The following is a 14,302-nucleotide window of genomic DNA, read 5'->3' on the forward strand; positions in this document are numbered from 1 at the left end:
ATTAACGCTTAACCCAGCCAAGCGTACGCTTAGCCAGTTGATTTCGTAGCCACGGCAGATGATCCATCGCCAGCAGGCCCAGGTTGCGACCGGCTACCATCGGGCCATAGCGATTCGCAAAGACGCGAACCAGCCCGTCGGTAATACCGATAGTCGCGGCGCGATCGGGCTGACGACGCTGCTGGTAATGGTTAAGCACTGCATAACTGCCGGGGTCCTGCTGCTGGCGATGGGCGGCGGCCAGGGTTTCAGCCAGCGACATCACATCACGCAGGCCAAGATTGAAGCCCTGACCAGCAATCGGATGCAACGTCTGCGCCGCATTGCCCACCACCGCCACGCGATGCGTCACGGGCGACATCGCCCGGTGCAGCGCCAGCGGGTAATATTCACGCTGACCGGTGTGGGTGAATTTGCCCAGGCGCCAGCCAAAGGCACGCTGCAACTGGCTGAGAAATTCAGCCTCGCTCCACGCCTCAATCTGTTCACGCTGCGACAGCGGATGACACCAGACCAGCGACAGACGGTTGCCGGACATCGGCAGCAGCGCCAGCGGGCCATGTTGGGTGAAACGCTCGAATGCCCGGCCCTGATGAGGCAGCGCAGTGGTGACATTGGCAATCACGGCGAGTTGTTGATAGTCGTCCCGTTGCCACTGGATACCGCACGAGGCGGCCAGCGCAGAGCGCGTGCCATCCGCCGCCACCAGCAGTTTGCCGCTGAGTTGCTCCCCACTGTCCAGCGTCACCTCCACCTGCTGCTCGCTGCGTTGGGCATGCGTAACGCGCGCCGGACAGCACAGCGTCACACCTGGCGCTTTTTTCAGTTCCGCAAACAGCCGCTGACCGACGTCAAACAGTTCAACCACCTGTCCCAGTGCCGGAATAGCGTAATCCGCCGCTGCCAGCGACACAAAGCCAGCGTGCCCGCGGTCGGAGACATGGATGTCGGTAATCGGGGTGGCACAGCTGGCGATGCGCTGCCACAGATTGATGTCCGCCAGCTGCTGGCAGGTGCCGGCAGAGAGCGCAATCGCGCGGCCATCGAAACCGGGATGCGCCCGACTGCCCGGCTCACTGCTTTCAATCAGCGTCACCGGCAGGGTACCCTGAGTGAGATGGGAGAGCGCCAGCGCCAGCGTCGCCCCGGTCATGCCGCCGCCGGCAATCAGAATCGTCATGCCTGTTTTGCCGCCGCCATCAGTGCTTCAATCTCATCGGCCTCTTTCACGACGCTGTCGGTAAGATTTTCAATACCATCTTCAGTGATCACAATGTCATCTTCGATTCGGATACCGATGCCGCGATACTGTGCGGGCACATCCGCATCCGGGGCGATATAAAGGCCCGGCTCAATGGTTAACACCATGCCCGGCTCCAATACGCGGTCGCGGCTCGGGGTACCATAGTGACCGACATCATGAACATCCAGCCCCAGCCAGTGCCCCAGGCCATGCATGTAAAACTGGCGATGTGCTTCTTCAGCGATCAGGGTATCAACGTCGCCTTCAAGGATGCCTAGTTCAACCAGGCCCGTCACCATAATGCGCACCACTTCATCATTCACTTCACGAATGCTGATGCCGGGCCGGAACAGCTCAAGCGATCGGTTCAGCGAAGCCAGTACGATGTCATAAATCGCGCGCTGCGCCGGGCTGAATTTGCCATTAACCGGGAAGGTGCGGGTGATATCGCCAGCGTAGCCGTAGAATTCACAGCCTGCATCGATCAGCACCAGATCGCCATCGCGCATTTCACTTTCATTTTCGGTGTAGTGCAGAATGCAGCCGTTCTCACCAGCACCCACAATGGTGTTATAGGAGGGAAAACGCGCGCCGTGACGGGTAAACTCGTGAAGAATTTCCCCTTCCAGCTGATACTCGAACATGCCTGGCTGGCAGGTTTGCATGGCACGGGTATGCGCCAGTGCGCTGATTATCCCGGCGCGACGTAACAACTCAATTTCATCCGCATCTTTAAACAGACGCATCTCATGCACCCACGGACGCCAGTCAGTGACGGTGGCAGGCGCGCTGAGATTCTGGCGGAAACCGCGACGCAGCTTGTCCAGCGCGCTGAACACCAGCGTATCCGCATGGGCATATTCGCCCTGCGCATGGTAAATGACGTCAAGGCCATTCAGCAGCAGGTGCAGCTGTTCGCCGATATCGCTCCAGGGGAGGGCACGATCGACGCCCAGTTTTTCGGGAGCCGCCTCCTGGCCCAGCCGACGGCCAGACCAGACTTCCGCTGCCGGGTCGCGAACGCGGTTAAACAGCACGCTGTGGTTGTGATTTTCATCGCTTTTGATCAGTACCAGCAGTGCCTGCGGCTCGTTAAAGCCGGTGAAATAGCTGAAGTCGCTGCTCTGACGAAACGGATATTCCGTGTCATTACTGCGCGTCACTTCGGGCGCAGCAAAAATCAGCGCTGCGCTGCCAGGCGCCATCTTTGCCAGCAGCGCCTGACGACGCTGCAGGTATCGTTCCAGTGAAATCATCTCTGCACTCCCTGTAAACTGACCGGTTAAACGCGTTGACCTGAAATTAGTGTAGCGTCGGTTTTTGCACTTCTGGCGCAGTAGGCTGTGGACGGGTAAACGTATCGTGGCACAGCAGTGCGGCGACACGTACATACTCAATCACCTCTTCCAGCGACTGCTCCAGCTCCTCCTGGTCTTCATCTTCTTCGTAACCGAGCTGGGCGATAGTACGCAGATCGTCGATTGCTTCGCCGGTTTCGCCGGTGACCTTATCCAGTTTAGGCTGTGTTACGCCCAGGCCGAGCAGAAAATGGTTAACCCAGCCCGCCAGCGCGTCGGCACGGTCGAATACGGTGATGTCGTCGTCAGCAGGCAGCAGCAGCTGAAACAGGAAGCCTTCATCTTCCAGCGTAGTCGCCGTATGCTCGTGTAGCTCCGCCAGCGGCACGGCAAGAGTGTGTGAAAACGCCATGCCTTCGTTAGCCAGATCGTGTACCAGCGTCTTCCAGCTGGTGTCCTGGTTACCACCGCAGAGGATCCCGCTCAACAGGCCATGCATTTCCGCGGGCGTCATTCCAACACCCTGCTGTGAGAGCACCGCCGCGAGCGCGTTGTAATCGGGGGTTGCGTTCTGTAAGGACATAAGTTTTCATCGTCGTTGGCAGAATAAGTTCGTGTTATGCTACCACTAGCTGCCTCAAGGTTTCCAGAAAAGGGGTTGTATCTTATTTCGTGGGTCTATATAGTTGCCCGCCTCCCAAGCCATTGACTGCTAAGGGAGTTGCGAGCGAAGTAATCAGTCAGGAAGGTGGCATGTCTGCACAACCGGTAGATTTACAAATTTTTGGTCGTTCGTTGAGAGTAAATTGTCCGCCAGAGCAGCAAGATGCGCTCAATAGCGCGGCTGAAGATCTCAATCAACGGTTGCAAGATCTAAAAGTTCGCACTAGAGTCACCAATACAGAACAACTGGTGTTCATCGCCGCGTTAAACGTCTGCCACGAGCTGGCGCAAGAGAAAGTGAAAACGCGCGATTATGCTGCTAATATGGAACAACGTATCCGTATGTTGCAGCAGACGATTGAACAGGCATTAGTTGAGCAGGGTCGCATCTCTGAGCGTGAGGGTGCGAAATTCGAATAAAACTTCATGGTTGCTATACTTAAGTAACGGTGAGGTAAATCTTCTCTGAGATGTTTGCATGTGGGCCAGTCCCCTGAGCCGATATTTCGAAAAAACAGAATGTGACGCTCGTAACCTGTGTGCATGCTCGGTTCGTCCGAGAAGCCTGATGGTTATGACGGCATGTTCACCTTGAACCAAGGGTTCAAGGGTTACAGCCTACGGCGGCATCTCGGAGATCTCTCTTCCTGTAGTCCTGCTTTTTCCCCTGACTGACATGTTATAGTCGCTCAACAGCGACTTATCCGGCGGGGAAATCATGTCTGAACCTTCCATGTCTGAACCTTCCATGTCTGAACCTTCAATGACCCAGCGTCAGGCGATTCGCCAGCATGTGCGACATCTGCGACGGGCACTCACCGATGAGCAGCAAACGCAGGCCGCTGAGCAGCTCGCTGAACATGCGCTCAACTACGCCCCGGTGACTGAAGCGCGCAATATCGCCCTTTTTCTGTCGGTGGATGGCGAACTGAATACCCGTCCGCTGATTGCCCGCCTCTGGCATCTGAAGAAAACGGTCTGTCTGCCGGTTTTACACCCCTTCTCCCCCGGTAATTTGTTGTTTCTGCGCTACTCGCCCGATACCCCATTGCTCAAAAATAAGCTGCGCATTCCTGAACCGCCGCTGGATATCCGGCAGTTGATCACCCTTGACCAACTGGATCTGATGATGGTGCCGCTGGTGGCATTTGATCAGCATGGACAGCGTCTGGGGATGGGCGGCGGCTTCTACGATCGTACCCTGCAGAACTGGCGGCAGCACGGTTTTTTGCCGGTGGGCCTGGCACACGATTGTCAGCAGGTCGATAGCCTGCCGGTGGCAGAATGGGATGTGCCTTTGCCGGCGGTAATGACGCCATCAAAACTCTGGCAGTGGGAGTAGAAGCGTCGCTTTTGCAGACAAGTGAAAACCCATACCTGGGCGCATCTGGCAGCAATGGAAAAGCTTAACGCGCAGGGAACATGGTCAGAAGAGGAAAGCGTCCCGCGCAAGGGACAAAAACGCCGGGAGCGTTTTTGAACAACGCAAAGCGTTGGCCCGTTTACGGGCGCACCTCAGGGATGAGGTGCCTAATCGCGCGGGCCGGGCATGCCAGGGATGGCGGATTTTGCGTCTTTCCGATCTGACCGTGTTCTCTTCGCAGTCTCGATCTTACAGTAAATCGCGACAGCCTGTATTACCTACCTGAAGAGACGCGACTAAGCGCCTGTTCAGGTTGGTAGCGCTTAGTAGAGCAGACGCGCGCGGATAGTACCCGGAATCGCCTTCATCAGCTGCAGCGCGTTCTCGGCCACTTCCGGCTCTGCATCAATGTCGATCACCACATAGCCCATGAACGGTGAAGTTTGCAGATACTGGGCGGCGATGTTGATACCCTGCTCGGCAAAAATCTGGTTGATGGCCGTCAGCACGCCAGGACGGTTCTCATGGATATGCAGCAGACGACTGGCGCTGATACCGTGAATCGGCAGTGATACTTCCGGGAAGTTGACCGCTGAGAGAGTCGAGCCGTTATCGGAATATTTTGCCAGCTTGCCCGCCACTTCAATCCCGATATTCTCCTGCGCTTCTTCTGTCGATCCGCCAATGTGCGGCGTCAGGATCACATTGTCGAACTCACTCAATGGAGAGATAAACGGCTCGCTGTTGGTGGCTGGCTCGGTCGGGAAGACGTCGATGGCTGCACCACCCACATGCTTGCTGGCCAGGGCATCACACAGCGCGGGAATATCCACGACTGTACCGCGTGAGGCGTTAATCAGCAGCGCACCGGGTTTCATCTGCGCCAGCTGCTCTGCACCGATCATATCCTGTGTAGAGGCCGTTTCCGGCACGTGCAGGCTGACAACGTCGCTCATGTTGAGCAGGTCTGCAAGATGGCGTACCTGCGTGGCATTACCCAGCGGCAGCTTGTTTTCAATGTCGTAGAAGAAAACATGCATGCCCAGACTTTCTGCCAGCACGCCCAGCTGCATACCGATATGACCGTAACCGATGATGCCCAGCTTTTTGCCACGCGCTTCAAATGAGCCTTTGGCAATCTTATTCCAGATGCCACGGTGTGCTTTCGCGTTTGCTTCCGGGATGCCACGCAGCATCAGCAGCATCTCACCAATGACCAGCTCCGCCACCGAGCGGGTATTCGAGAAAGGCGCATTGAACACCGGGATACCCCGGCGGGCAGCCGCCTGCAGATCAACCTGGTTGGTGCCGATACAGAAACAGCCCACGGCGACCAGCTTTTCAGCCGCCGCAAAAATCTCTTCAGTGAGCTGGGAGCGGGAACGGATACCAATGAAGTGCGCATCGCGGATCGATGCTTTTAACGCGTCGGAGTCCAGTGCGCCCTTGTGGAATTCGATGTTGGTATAGCCTGCAGCCCGCAGGTTTTCCAGCGCGCTCTGATGGACACCTTCCACCAGCAGGAACTTAATCTTATCTTTTTCCAGTGATACCTTTGCCATTTCCCGATCCTATTCAGCATTCAATGAGGACTACCATAAGCCAGCCTTCTGTCAAAATATCAAAAAAATCGCGTCCGGCAATACAAACGATTGCCCGCCAGCCAGCATGGCAATGGCTGGCAGCAGCACATTGCCGGACAAAATCATGAGGTCAGCGATGAAGAGAGAACGAACCTACTGTCGATGACGGTTATGTGACATAAGTCACCAAATTTCACCGACGCGAGAAAAGATGATTTGCAGGCAGAAATAACCGGCGCCTTTACAGCGCCAGACAGATCATTTTTTGATGGTTTTCACGCCATCAGGACCGCCGATCAATGCGATATCGGCACCGCGCGCGGCAAAAAGGCCAACGGTCACGACGCCAGGCAAAGCATTGATGGTTTTTTCCAGCTCAATCGGATCGAGAATGCGGAGATTATGCACATCAAGAATAATGTTGCCGTTATCCGTGACCACGTTCTGACGATACTCAGGTAAGCCACCCATTTTCACCAGCTGACGCGCCACGTAACTGCGCGCCATCGGAATCACTTCGACCGGCAGAGGGAAACGCCCCAGCACATCGACCTCTTTTGAGGCGTCAGCGATGCAGATAAACGTCTCTGCCACTGCGGCCACGATCTTTTCGCGCGTCAGCGCTGCGCCACCGCCTTTGATCATCTGCATCTGTGGGTTGATCTCATCCGCGCCATCAACGTATACCGACAGCAGGTCAATCTCGTTCAGATCGAACACCTGAATACCCAGGCTCTTCAGCTTCTGGGTTGAGGCATCCGAGCTGGAGACAGCACCTTCAATCTGATGCCTGACTGTGGCCAGCGCATCAATAAAGTGGGCAGCGGTGGATCCGGTGCCTACGCCAACAACGGTGCCCGGCTGCACGTACTCAAGTGCAGCCCAGCCAACGGCTTTTTTCAGTTCATCCTGGGTCATGGTATGTTTAAAACCTGTGCGACAACGAAGTGCGCGTAGTATAAAACAAGGCTTGCTGAAAATGCTCGGCTGTCCGACGTGGATTTATCGCTTTGGAAGCCAGCCCACAAAAAATAAGAGAGCCATCACAGGTGACACTTTTGTGGCATAGTGACGTCCACCCTGAAGGAGAGAGAAGAAGAATGAAACGCCCGGATTATCGAACGCTTCAGGCGCTGGATTCAGTGATCCGCGAACGCGGCTTTGAGCGTGCCGCACAAAAGTTATGTATCACCCAGTCGGCGGTTTCACAGCGTATCAAGCAGCTGGAGAACCTGTTTGGTCAGCCGCTGCTGGTACGTACCGTGCCACCGCGTCCGACTGAACAGGGGCAAAAACTGCTGGCGTTGCTGCATCAGGTAGAATTGCTGGAAGAGGAGTGGCTGGGCGACGAGAACAGTGGCACCACGCCGCTGCTGCTGTCGCTGGCGGTCAATGCCGACAGTCTGGCGACCTGGCTGCTGCCCGCACTGAAAGATGTACTGGCGGATTCACCTGTGCGTCTGAATCTGCAGGTCGAAGATGAAACCCGCACTCAGGAGCGTCTGCGTCGGGGTGAAGTGGTGGGTGCGGTGAGTATTCAGCCGCAGCCGCTGCCAAGTTGCCTGGTGGATCAGCTCGGTGCGCTCGACTATCTGTTTGTGGCGTCACGCGACTTTGCCGATCGCTTCTTCCCAAACGGCGTCACTCGCTCTGCCCTGCTGAAAGCGCCTGCGGTAGCGTTTGACCATCTTGATGATATGCATCAGGCCTTCCTGCAGCAGAACTTTGATCTCTCACCGGGCAGCGTGCCCTGTCACATTGTGAACTCCTCTGAAGCTTTTGTGCAGATGGCGCGACAGGGTTCGACCTGCTGTATGATCCCACATCTTCAGATTGAGCGTGAGCTGGCAAGCGGTGAGTTAATCGATTTGACGCCGGGTCTGTGTCAGCGGCGGATGCTCTACTGGCATCGGTTTGCGCCGGAAAGCCGGTTAATGCGTCGGGTGACCGATGCGCTGATTGCGCATGGACATCGGGTGCTGCGGCAGGATGACGTGGCAGCCTGAAAACAAAAACGGGGCATCAGCCCCGTTTTGCATTATGGCGTGTTGGGCTTGAGCTCAAACACCACATCCACCTGATCGTCAAAGTTGATGCTCTGCTGATCATAGGTTTCCTGCGCCGACGTATCCGCCGCGGCAGCCGCTTTATACATGCGGTTCATTGGCATCGGCTGATAGTTGGCAACCTGATAACGAATGCTGTAGATGGATCCCAGCTTCGCGTTGAAGCCTTCAGCCAGCTGTGATGCCTGCTGAGTCGCGTTTTTAATCGCGGCTTTACGCGCCTGCTCTTTGTAACTTTCCGGGTTTGCCACGCCTAACTCGACGCTGCGTACCTCATTCAGACCGGACTTCAGCGCCCCGTCCAGCAGATCGTTCAGCTTATCCAGCTGACGCAGGGTGACCTGTACCTGACGCACCGCGCGGTAGCCTTTCAGTACCGATTTACCCTCTTTGGTGTAATCGTACTCAGGCTGTGTGCTCAGGTTAGCTGCATCGATATCTTTCTTCTCAATGCCGTTTTTCTGCAGAAAATCGAAATATTGCGCAACCCGGCTATCCGCCTGCTTTTTCGCATCTGCGGCATCTTTAGACGACACGTTCACCACGATAGAGAGCGTCGCAATATCGGGACGGGCATCGACCGTTGCCTTGCCTGAGGTCACCACGTGCGGTCCGTTCGGTAACTCATCAGCGTATACGCCAGGCAATGCCCCGGCGCTCATGATTGCGGCCAGAGCCAATGCTTTCAGTTTCATGAAAGTCCTCCTTGAAAAGGTACTATGACGGCTTCCAACCGGCGAAGCCCAACAGCGCATCGGTATGCGCCATGCTTTGAGTGGTCATTATGGCAAAAGTTCGGCCTCCGCGCGGCAATAACCGCACCGGATCGACGTTGGGATCAAAATCCGGCAATGCCCTGGCGCGCCAGTTGCAGGGCGATAAACCACATCACCGCGCCCACCAGCAGGTTAATGATGCGCTGGGCTTTGGCGGTGCGCAGGCGTGGTGACAGCCAGGCGGCCAGCAGCGCCAGACCAAAGAACCACAGGATCGACGCACTGATGGTGCCCAGCGCAAACCACTGACGCGCGGTGGTGGTCGGCAACTGACCGCCAAGACTGCCCAGCACCACAAAGGTATCGAGATAGACGTGCGGATTGAGCCAGGTCACTGCCAGCAGCGTCGCGATAATGCGTCCCCTGCTCTGCTTTAATGGCTCACCATCCGACAGATCGGCGTCGCCGCGAAAAGCGTTACGCAATGCGCCCCAGCCATACCACAACAGAAAGGCTACACCCGCCCAGGTGATCACCATCAGCAGCAGTGGAGACTGGCTCAGCAAGGCGCTGCCGCCAAAGATCCCACCGCAGATCAGCAGAATATCACTCAGCGAGCAGAGGGCTGCCGTCATCAGATGATACTGACGCTTTACCCCCTGATTCATCACAAAAGCGTTCTGCGGGCCCAGCGGCAGAATCAGCGCGGCGCCAAGGGCAAGCCCCTGAAAATAGAGAGATAACACAGGATTATTTCCTCACATCGTTAGAGGAGGAGAAGTATAAAGAGAGAGGATGATTAGCGGAAATTGAAAGAATTAATCTGCGATTAGCAAAATGAATGGGCGACAGAAGCCGCCCACTGAAAGATTACTGTGGCTGAGTCTCTGGCGTAGTTGCGTCTGACTGTCTGACACGGTGCAGATGCACATCCATCTGCGGATAAGGAATACCAATCCCTTTGCCATCCAGCGCACGCTTAAAGTTCTTCAGCAGGTCCCAGTAGACGTCCTGCAGATCGCCGCTGTTGCTCCAGCAGCGCACCACAAAGTTCATGGAGGAAGCGGCCAGCTCATTCAGACCAACCTGCACGCCTTTATCCTGCAATACACGGCTGTCAGCATCGACCACTTCACGCAGCAGCGTCAGAACCTCATCAACATCGGCATCGTAAGAGACGCCAATGATAAATTCATTACGGCGAACCGGTTCACGCGAGAAGTTAACGATGTTTCCGGCAAGAATTTTACCGTTAGGTACCACCACTCGCTTGCCGTCGGCTGACTTAAGCGTGGTGGAGAAGATCTGCACGTTCATTACCGTACCCATGATCCCACCCAGATCAACGAACTCACCGGCACGGAAGTGACGGAAAATCACCAGCAGTACGCCCGCAGCAAGGTTTGACAGGGAGTCTTTTAATGCCAGACCGACTGCCAGACCGGCTGCACCAAGTATGGCGATGACCGAGGTTGTCTGGACACCAATGCGCCCGAGTGCCGCGATAAGTGTGAAGGCGATAATACCGTAGCGCACCAGCGCCGACAGAAAATCAGCAACGGTCGTATCAATATGACGCGCGCGCAGCAGACGATTAACGGTATTAGAGATGATGCGTGCAATCATCATCCCCACAAAGATAATCGCAATAGCTGCGACAATGTTTACCGTATAGCTAATCAGCAGCTCCTGATTGCGTACTATCCAGTTACCCGCGTTGTTGAGCTCATCAAACATACCCGTATCCTGCATGGAACCATCCTGTAATTAAATTGCCCGGGGAAATAACAACATATTGTCAGAACCGCTCTGACAATCCCTGACAAAAGGGTAAACAATAAATGGCGGTGTGCCAAACCTGCATGGCTTTTGACACAAATCTGACGAAAAAAAGCCAAAAAAAAGGCCCTTTCGGGCCTTTTTTGTACGATAACTGAATGTCAGTTACAGCACGTCGACAGCGTTAAGCTCTTTGAAAGCCTGCTCCAGACGCACGACCATAGAGGCCTGGGCAGAACGCAGCCAGACGCGTGGGTCGTAGTATTTTTTGTTTGGCTTGTCGTCGCCTTCCGGGTTACCCAGCTGCGACTGCAGATAGCCTTCGTTCTTTTTGTAGTACTGCAGGATGCCGTCCCAGGTTGCCCACTGGGTGTCGGTATCGATGTTCATCTTGATCACGCCGTAGCTGATAGACTCTTCGATTTCTGCAGCTGAAGAACCTGAACCGCCGTGGAAAACGAAGTCCAGCGCGTTGTGCGGCAGGCCATGTTTTTCACACACATATTTCTGCGAATCACGCAGAATGGTTGGGGTCAGTTTCACGTTACCTGGTTTGTAAACACCGTGCACGTTACCGAATGAAGCCGCAATGGTGAAGCGCGGGCTGATCGCATGCAGTTTTTCGTACGCGTAGTTCACATCTTCCGGCTGAGTGTAGAGTGTAGAAGCGTCCATGTGGCTGTTATCCACGCCATCTTCTTCACCACCGGTGCAGCCCAGTTCGATTTCCAGCGTCATGTCGAGTTTCGCCATGCGCGCCAGGTACTTGCTGCTGATCTCGATGTTCTCTTCCAGAGACTCTTCTGACAGGTCGATCATGTGAGAAGAGAACAGTGGTTTACCGTTTTTCTGGAAATACTCTTCACCCGCGTCCAGCAGACCGTCGATCCATGGCAGCAGTTTCTTGGCACAGTGGTCAGTGTGCAGGATAACCGGCACGCCATACTGCTCAGCCATCAGGTGAACATGATGTGCACCCGCGATAGCGCCGAAAATGGCCGCGCCCTGTGGTTTATCAGTCTTGAAGCCTTTACCCGCGATAAATGCAGCACCGCCGTTAGAGAACTGGATAATGATTGGCGCTTTAACTTTCGCAGCGGCTTCCAGTGCGGCATTGATAGAGTCGGTGCCGACGCAGTTTACGGCTGGCAGTGCGAATTTGTTCTCTTTCGCAACTTTGAAGATCTTCTGTACGTCATCACCAGTGACAACGCCGGGTTTTACGAAATCAAAAATTTTAGACATGATTGTGTCCTGTTTCGTGACCGTTGTTCCCCTTGAGGAACGTCGATTTAAACGCCCAGACGGGCAAGACTTCAGGCGATGCCACGGGCATCGCCCCCAAAGGATTACTGCTTAGCACGCTCTTCCAGCATAGCAACTGCAGGCAGTTTTTTGCCTTCCACGAACTCAAGGAACGCGCCGCCGCCGGTAGAGATGTAGGAAATTTTGTCTTCAATGCCGAACAGGTCGATAGCCGCTAAGGTATCGCCGCCGCCAGCAACAGAGAAGGCATCGCTGTCTGCAATGGCGTTAGCCACGATCTCGGTGCCTTTACGGAAGTTAGGGAACTCAAATACGCCCACCGGGCCGTTCCACAGAATGGTTTTAGCATCCTTCAGGATAGCAGCCATTGCCTGTGCAGTTTCGTCACCGAAGTCCATAATCTCTTCGTTATCCGCCACTTCCGAAACCTTTTTCACGGTCGCTGGCGCAGTTTCAGAGAATTCTGTGCCGACGCGTGAGTCAGTCGGAACCGGGATGCCGTGCTGATCACGCAGGCCTTTGGCTGCTTCAACGAAGTCGGGTTCATAGAGTGATTTACCGACTTTGTTGTCGATAGCGACGAAGGTGTTCGCGATGCCGCCGCCCACAATCACGGTGTCCGCGATTTTGACCAGAGACTGCAGCACGTCAAATTTGGTAGAGACTTTAGAACCGCCAACGACAGCCACCAGCGGACGCTCCGGGTTGCTCATGACTTTACCCAGCGCTTCCAGTTCCGCAGAGAGCAGCGGGCCAGCACAGGCGATAGGGGCAAATTTGCCGACGCCGTGGGTAGACGCCTGCGCACGGTGCGCAGTACCAAAGGCGTCCATCACAAATACGTCGCACAGCGCAGCATATTTTTTAGACAGCGCTTCGTCGTCTTTCTTTTCGCCTTTGTTAAAGCGAACGTTTTCCAGCACCACCAGTTCGCCAGCGCCGACTTCAACACCATCGAGGTAATCTTTTGCCAGGGTCACATTGGTGCCGCTCAGCTTCTCTTTCAGGTAGTTAACTACCGGCAGCAGCGAGAACTCTTCGTTGTACTCACCTTCGGTCGGACGACCCAGGTGGGAGGTAACCATTACTTTCGCGCCCTGTTTCAACGCCGCTTCAATGGTTGGCAGAGAAGCACGGATACGTGCATCAGACGTCACTTTACCTTCTTTAACTGGTACGTTCAGATCGGCACGGATCAGAACGCGTTTGCCAGCCAGATCCAGATCGGTCATCTTAATTACAGACATGGTGAACCCTCTCGTTGATTCTCATAAGTTTTGCCAGACGCAAACCGCGTCTTACCTGAAACCGCTTGCGGCCATCGCTAACGTCGTGTCGAGCATTCGGTTAGCAAAGCCCCATTCGTTGTCACACCAGACCAGGGTCTTGATAAGGTGTTGACCGCTGACCCGCGTTTGTGTTCCATCCACAATGGCACTGTGCGGATCATGGTTAAAATCTACTGAGACTAACGGTAATTCCGTATAGTCAACTATACCACGAAATGCCCCTTCTGCCGCGCTCCGCAACAGGGTGTTAACATCACACGCTGTCACCGCGTTATGCACAGAAACGCTGAGATCAATGGCCGTCACGTTAATCGTCGGGACGCGAACGGCTATTGCCTCAAAGCGATCGTTGAATTTCGGAAAAATACGGGTAATGCCGGCCGCCAGACGCGTATCCACTGGAATGATCGACTGACTGGCTGCGCGTGTGCGGCGCAGATCGCTGTGATAGGCGTCGATCACCTGCTGATCGTGCATCGCCGAGTGGATCGTAGTGACGGTACCGGATTCGATTCCAAACGCATCATCCAGCAGCTTAATCACCGGAATAATGCAGTTCGTCGTACAGGAGGCGTTGGAAACGATGCGGTCGCTGGCGGTCAGTGCCTGCTGGTTAACGCCATACACCACCGTGGCGTCGAGATCGTTGCCACCGGGATGAGAGAACAGCACTTTTTTAGCGCCCGCCTGCAGATGCGCTTCGCCATCAGCCCGCGAGCCATAGACGCCGGTGCAGTCCAGCACCACATCCACGTCGAGTTCACGCCAGGGCAAATCGGTAATGTCTGCACGGTGCAAAATACGCAGGGTATCCCCCCCCACCCACATCACATCGCGCTCCTGACGGACATCGAAAGCAAAACGGCCATGGCTGGTATCGTATTTCAGCAGGTGTGCCATACCGGTGGCTTCTGCCAGCTCGTTAATGGCGACCACAGTGATCTCTGCGCGTCGGCCCGTTTCATAGAGCGCGCGCAGGACGTTGCGTCCAATCCGGCCAAAACCATTTATCGCTACCCGTACCGTCATTTCTCTC

The 14,302-nt window shown here is 55.2% G+C and carries 14 protein-coding genes and 1 other RNA gene; 4 read left to right on the forward strand and 11 right to left on the reverse strand.

The window, feature by feature from the left end:
* Position 1: 1 nt before the first annotated feature.
* From ubiH to ACTJKZ_RS13390, 3 genes are read right to left on the reverse strand one after another with little or no spacing between them, the layout of a single operon-like run.
* Positions 2-1,180, reverse strand: a complete 1,179-nt coding sequence (ubiH, locus tag ACTJKZ_RS13380) for a 2-octaprenyl-6-methoxyphenyl hydroxylase (RefSeq protein WP_161732610.1) — start codon at positions 1,178-1,180, stop codon at positions 2-4.
* Entirely contained in the window at positions 1,177-2,499 is a 1,323-nt protein-coding gene (gene pepP / locus ACTJKZ_RS13385) for a Xaa-Pro aminopeptidase (protein WP_440829714.1), read from the reverse strand. Before pepP ends, ubiH begins: the two co-directional genes overlap by 4 nt.
* 46 nt (positions 2,500-2,545) lie before the next feature.
* Positions 2,546-3,124 (reverse strand): YecA/YgfB family protein, encoded by a 579-nt coding sequence (locus ACTJKZ_RS13390; protein ID WP_022623836.1) that lies wholly within the window; start codon positions 3,122-3,124, stop codon positions 2,546-2,548.
* 170 nt (positions 3,125-3,294) lie between these two features.
* Between ACTJKZ_RS13390 and zapA the strand changes: the two genes are divergently transcribed.
* The 3 genes from zapA to ACTJKZ_RS13405 all read left to right on the forward strand — a co-directional run bounded on the left by zapA (position 3,295) and on the right by ACTJKZ_RS13405 (position 4,546).
* Entirely contained in the window at positions 3,295-3,624 is a 330-nt protein-coding gene (gene zapA / locus ACTJKZ_RS13395; protein ID WP_008925677.1) for a cell division protein ZapA, read from the forward strand.
* A gap of 39 nt (positions 3,625-3,663) precedes the next feature.
* A non-coding RNA gene (ssrS, locus tag ACTJKZ_RS13400) (6S RNA) lies at positions 3,664-3,846 on the forward strand.
* 106 nt (positions 3,847-3,952) lie between these two features.
* Complete coding sequence (locus ACTJKZ_RS13405; protein WP_039389205.1) at positions 3,953-4,546, forward strand: 5-formyltetrahydrofolate cyclo-ligase; 594 nt, start codon at positions 3,953-3,955, stop codon at positions 4,544-4,546.
* A gap of 344 nt (positions 4,547-4,890) precedes the next feature.
* Here the strand turns inward: ACTJKZ_RS13405 and serA are convergent, their stop codons facing one another.
* A complete protein-coding gene (gene serA / locus ACTJKZ_RS13410; protein ID WP_161732614.1) occupies positions 4,891-6,129 on the reverse strand; it encodes a phosphoglycerate dehydrogenase in 1,239 nt (412 codons plus the stop codon).
* A gap of 279 nt (positions 6,130-6,408) precedes the next feature.
* Complete coding sequence (gene rpiA, locus ACTJKZ_RS13415) at positions 6,409-7,068, reverse strand: ribose-5-phosphate isomerase RpiA (protein ID WP_010248819.1); 660 nt, start codon at positions 7,066-7,068, stop codon at positions 6,409-6,411.
* 182 nt (positions 7,069-7,250) lie between these two features.
* On the opposite strand from rpiA, the gene ACTJKZ_RS13420 reads away from it, so the two are divergent.
* Positions 7,251-8,156 (forward strand): LysR family transcriptional regulator ArgP, encoded by a 906-nt coding sequence (locus tag ACTJKZ_RS13420; protein ID WP_010248822.1) that lies wholly within the window; start codon positions 7,251-7,253, stop codon positions 8,154-8,156.
* 32 nt (positions 8,157-8,188) lie between these two features.
* On the opposite strand, the gene ACTJKZ_RS13425 is transcribed toward ACTJKZ_RS13420, so the two are convergent.
* The 6 genes from ACTJKZ_RS13425 to epd all read right to left on the reverse strand — a co-directional run bounded on the left by ACTJKZ_RS13425 (position 8,189) and on the right by epd (position 14,295).
* Positions 8,189-8,911: an oxidative stress defense protein gene (locus ACTJKZ_RS13425; protein WP_150014177.1), complete on the reverse strand. Its 723-nt coding sequence runs from the start codon at positions 8,909-8,911 to the stop codon at positions 8,189-8,191.
* 143 nt (positions 8,912-9,054) lie between these two features.
* Positions 9,055-9,678 (reverse strand): arginine exporter ArgO, encoded by a 624-nt coding sequence (argO, locus tag ACTJKZ_RS13430; RefSeq protein ID WP_161732616.1) that lies wholly within the window; start codon positions 9,676-9,678, stop codon positions 9,055-9,057.
* A 124-nt stretch (positions 9,679-9,802) separates the two neighbouring features.
* Positions 9,803-10,684 carry a small-conductance mechanosensitive channel MscS gene (gene mscS / locus ACTJKZ_RS13435; protein ID WP_440829715.1) on the reverse strand — a complete coding sequence of 294 codons (882 nt, stop codon included), beginning with the start codon at positions 10,682-10,684 and terminating at the stop codon, positions 9,803-9,805.
* A 192-nt stretch (positions 10,685-10,876) separates the two neighbouring features.
* Complete coding sequence (fbaA, locus tag ACTJKZ_RS13440) at positions 10,877-11,956, reverse strand: class II fructose-bisphosphate aldolase (protein ID WP_440829716.1); 1,080 nt, start codon at positions 11,954-11,956, stop codon at positions 10,877-10,879.
* Positions 11,957-12,060: 104 nt separating this feature from the next.
* Positions 12,061-13,224, reverse strand: a complete 1,164-nt coding sequence (pgk, locus tag ACTJKZ_RS13445) for a phosphoglycerate kinase (RefSeq protein ID WP_033733685.1) — start codon at positions 13,222-13,224, stop codon at positions 12,061-12,063.
* Positions 13,225-13,275: 51 nt separating this feature from the next.
* Positions 13,276-14,295, reverse strand: coding sequence for an erythrose-4-phosphate dehydrogenase (gene epd / locus ACTJKZ_RS13450; protein WP_161732622.1), 1,020 nt, complete (start codon positions 14,293-14,295; stop codon positions 13,276-13,278).
* Positions 14,296-14,302: the final 7 nt, after the last annotated feature.

Origin of the sequence: Pantoea sp. 22096, assembly GCF_052045955.1 — a bacterium.
GTDB lineage: Bacteria > Pseudomonadota > Gammaproteobacteria > Enterobacterales > Enterobacteriaceae > Pantoea > Pantoea alfalfae.